Genomic DNA, 4158 nt, shown 5'->3' on the forward strand with positions numbered 1-4158 from the left:
ATCGGCGGCGGCGCACCCTGCGCCCAGGCGGACGGAGCGGCGAGCAGCATCGCCAGAGCAATCCCGGAGCGGCGCAGTGCGGAAATTCGGTTCATCGAGTAGCCCCCAATAACGGCGTGGAACGGCGCGCAGCATAGCCAGCCCCGCGCGCTCCCCCAAGCGAATTGTCTGTAACCGCGCCATTCATCGCGGGGGCCTTGCCACGGCCCGGCGCGCGGGGCATCACGGGCGGCGGGGATCACGGGACAGCCCGATTGCCGGGCCACAGGGGAGACATATCATGCGCACCACCGCCAGGGCTCTGATGGCAGGGCTGTTGCTATCCGGCACCATGCTCGCCGCGCCGCTCGCCGCCGAGACGGTCGCGATCCGCGCCGGGAGCGTCATCACCGACGCCGCCAGCGAGCCGACCGGCCCGGCGACGATCATGGTCGAAGACGGCAGGATCGTCTCGATCACCCCCGGCCATGGAGCCGTGACCGCCGACCGCGAGATCGACCTTGCGGGCAAGACCGTGCTGCCCGGGCTGATCGACTTGCACACCCACCTGACCGGCGATCCCGGCGGCGATTTCTGGAAGGAAGCGACCGAGCCTGACGAATGGGGCGTGGTCGTCGGCGCCAAGAACGCCCGCCTCACCGCGCTTGCCGGCTTCACCACGGTGCGCGAGGCAGGGAGCGGCAAGGATACCGCCTTCTCGCTGCGGCGCGGCACGGCCGAGGGGCTGGTGCCGGGGCCGCGCATCGTCGCCGCCGGGCCGCCACTGGCGATCATCGGCGGGCATGGCGACGTCAACGGCTTCCGGTCCGAGGTCAACGAACTGCTCGACAGCGGGTTCACCTGCACTGGCCCGGTCGAATGCGCCGCCAAGGTGCGGCTCGCCAGCCAGAACGGCGCGGATGTGATCAAGATCACCGCGACCGGCGGCGTCCTCAGCCAGCAGGGCCGGGGGCTGGAGGCGCACTTCACCCCCGCCGAGATGAAGGCGATCGCCGACACCGCGCACAGCCTTGGCCTCAAGGTCATGGCCCACGCCCACGGCGCGCGCGGGATCCAGCAGGCGGCGGAAGCCGGGATCGATTCGATCGAACACGGCACGTACCTCGATGAAGCGGCTGCCAAGGCGATGAAGGCCAACGGCACGGTGCTCGTCCCCACCCTGATGGCGCTGGAAGGCGTCAGCGAAGGGCTGGGCAAGGGCGTCTATACCCCCGTGGTCGAAGACAAGATCCGCGCCGTCCAGCCGCTGATGGCCAGCCTCGTCAGCCGCGCCCGGCAATATGGCGTGACGGTCGCCTTCGGCACCGATGCCGGCGTGTACCAGCATGGCCGCAATGCCGAGGAACTGGGCCTGATGAAGAAACAGGGCATGACCGACCGCGAAGTGCTCGCCAGCGCCACCACGGTTGCCGCGAAGGTGCTCGGCATGGAAAGCCAGATCGGCAAGCTCGCCCCCGGCTATTCAGCGGACATCATCGCGGTCGAGGGCAATCCGCTGGCCGATGTGACCGTGCTGGAAAAGGTCGACTTCGTGATGGTGCGGGGCCGGGTGATCGAATAGCCTCGCCGCATGAGCACAGGCACCCTGATCCCCGACCGCCGCACGGTTCTCGTCGCGCTTGCCATCACGGCGGCGACCATTGCCATCCTGCTCGCCATGGGCCGCACGCCGATCTGCGAGTGCGGCTATGTCAGCCTGTGGCACGGGCAGATCAACGATGCGGGAAACAGCCAGCACATCACCGACTGGTACACGCCGAGCCACATCATCCACGGGATGATCTTCTATGCCTTTGGCTGGTGGCTGTTCGTGAAGCGCGGGTGGGGCGGGGCCGGGGCGGTGCGCTGGGGCTTTCCGCTCGCCGTGCTGCTGGAGGCCGCGTGGGAGGTGCTGGAGAACACCCCGATGGTGATCGACCGCTTCCGCGCGGTCACCGCCAATTTCGGCTATTCGGGCGATTCTGTGCTGAACTCTTTCGCGGATATCGGCTGGATGAGCTTCGGCTTCTGGCTCGCGCTGCGCCTGCCGGTGCGGGTGACGGTGGCGCTCGCGCTGATCGGGGAACTGGTGGCGGGCGATGTGGTGCGCGACAATCTGACGCTGAACGTGATCATGCTGCTCTATCCGGTCGAGGCCATCGCCCAATGGCAGGCCGCAGGCGGGGTGGCGTGAGGCTGGACTTGGGGCGCGCCTTGGCCTAATCCCCCTCCCATCCCCGGGGAGCCTGCTTTATGGCTGAGAGGGGCAGGTAAGCTCTGCCCGACCCGTCGAACCTGAACCTGTTAACACAGGCGGAGGGAGTGGGCTGGTCTTCGTGCCACGGGTCCCGCGTCTCGTCCGCCGTTTCGGAAGAGAGCGCATCATGGCCGACATCAACGCACCTGTCGAAATTGGCGTCACCACCGGGCCGATCCGGGGCAGCCGCAAGGTTTACGTGGGTGCGCGCACCGGCTCCGGCATCCGCGTCGCGATGCGCGAGATCGACCTTGAAGGCGGCGAGCCGAGCGTGCGCGTCTACGACACCTCCGGCCCCTACACCGATCCGCAGGCGCATATCGACATCAACGCCGGCCTTGCCCCCCTGCGCCGCGACTGGATCCTCGCCCGCGGCGATGTCGAGGATTACGAGGGCCGCGAGGTCAAGCCGGAGGACAATGGCCGCCTCGGCCCGGATCGCTCGGGCGGCGTGCCGCAGTTCCCCAATACCGTGAAGCGCCCGCTGCGCGCCAAGCCGGGCATGAACGTCAGCCAGATGCACTACGCCCGCCGCGGCATCATCACGCCCGAAATGGAATATGTCGCCGAGCGCGAGAACTTGGGCCGCGAAATCGCCGCCGATCTGATCCGCGACGGCGAGAGCTGGGGCGCCGAGATCCCCGATGTCATCACCCCCGAATTCGTGCGCAGCGAAGTCGCGCGCGGCCGCGCGATCATCCCCCACAACAACAACCACCCCCAAAACGAGCCGATGGCGATCGGGCGCAATTTCCTCGTCAAGATCAACGCCAATATCGGCAACTCCGCCGTGGCCTCGGACGTGGCGAGCGAGGTCGACAAGATGGTCTGGGCGACCCGCTGGGGCGCGGACACGATCATGGACCTCAGCACCGGCCGCAACATCCACGACACCCGCGAATGGATCCTGCGCAACAGCCCCGTGCCGATCGGCACCGTGCCGATCTATCAGGCGCTGGAAAAGGTCGGCGGGATTGCCGAGGAGCTGACCTGGGAAATCTTCCGCGACACGCTGATCGAGCAGGCCGAACAGGGCGTCGACTACTTCACCATCCACGCCGGCGTGCGCCTGCCCTACATCCCGATGACCGCCAAGCGCGTCACCGGGATCGTCAGCCGAGGCGGATCGATCATGGCCAAGTGGTGCCTCGCCCACCACAAGGAGAATTTCCTCTACACGCACTTCGAGGACATCTGCGAGATCATGAAGGCCTACGACGTGGCCTTCTCGCTGGGTGACGGCCTGCGCCCGGGCTCGATCGCCGACGCCAACGACGCCGCCCAGTTCGGCGAGCTGGAAACCCTGGGCGAGCTGACCAGGATCGCCTGGAAGCACGACGTGCAGACCATGATCGAAGGCCCCGGCCACGTGCCGATGCAGCTGATCAAGGAAAACATGGACAAGCAGCTGCGCGAATGCGGCGAGGCGCCGTTCTACACCCTCGGCCCGCTGACCACCGACATCGCGCCCGGCTACGACCACATCACCTCGGCCATCGGCGCGGCGATGATCGGCTGGTACGGCACCGCCATGCTCTGCTACGTGACGCCGAAGGAGCACCTCGGCCTGCCCAACCGCGAAGATGTGAAGACGGGCGTCATCACCTACAAGATCGCCGCCCACGCCGCCGATCTCGCCAAGGGCCACCCCGGCGCCCGGCACCGCGACGACGCCCTCTCCAAGGCCCGCTTCGAGTTCCGCTGGCAGGACCAGTTCAACCTCTCGCTCGACCCCGACACCGCCCGGGACTTCCACGACGAGACGCTGCCGGCGCCGGCCGCCAAGGGCGCGCACTTCTGCTCGATGTGCGGCCCGAAGTTCTGCTCGATGAAGATCACGCAGGACGTGCGGGACTACGCCGAGAAGGGCATGGCCGAGAAGTCGGCCGAGTTCAAGGCCAAGGGCGGCGAGTTCTACATCC

General features: G+C 67.6%; 3 protein-coding genes and 1 riboswitch. All 3 genes read left to right on the top strand.

Translation table 11 applies throughout. The features are described from left to right. The first annotated feature begins 280 nt into the window (after nt 1–280). The gene (locus tag ACKOED_RS08970) at nt 281–1561 is read left to right on the top strand and encodes an amidohydrolase family protein (RefSeq protein WP_408916259.1); all 1281 of its coding nucleotides are present in this window, start codon (nt 281–283) and stop codon (nt 1559–1561) included. Between the two features lie 9 nt (nt 1562–1570). Beyond that, nucleotides 1571–2173 (top strand): DUF2585 family protein, encoded by a 603-nt coding sequence (locus tag ACKOED_RS08975; RefSeq protein ID WP_408916260.1) that lies wholly within the window; start codon nt 1571–1573, stop codon nt 2171–2173. Nucleotides 2174–2207: 34 nt separating this feature from the next. Beyond that, nucleotides 2208–2319, top strand: a riboswitch (TPP riboswitch). A gap of 44 nt (nt 2320–2363) precedes the next feature. Then, a partial coding sequence (gene thiC, locus ACKOED_RS08980; protein ID WP_408916261.1) for a phosphomethylpyrimidine synthase ThiC occupies nt 2364–4158 on the top strand: 1795 nt, incomplete at its 3' end.

Source organism: Aestuariivirga sp., assembly GCF_046093005.1.
GTDB lineage: Bacteria > Pseudomonadota > Alphaproteobacteria > Rhizobiales > Aestuariivirgaceae > Aestuariivirga.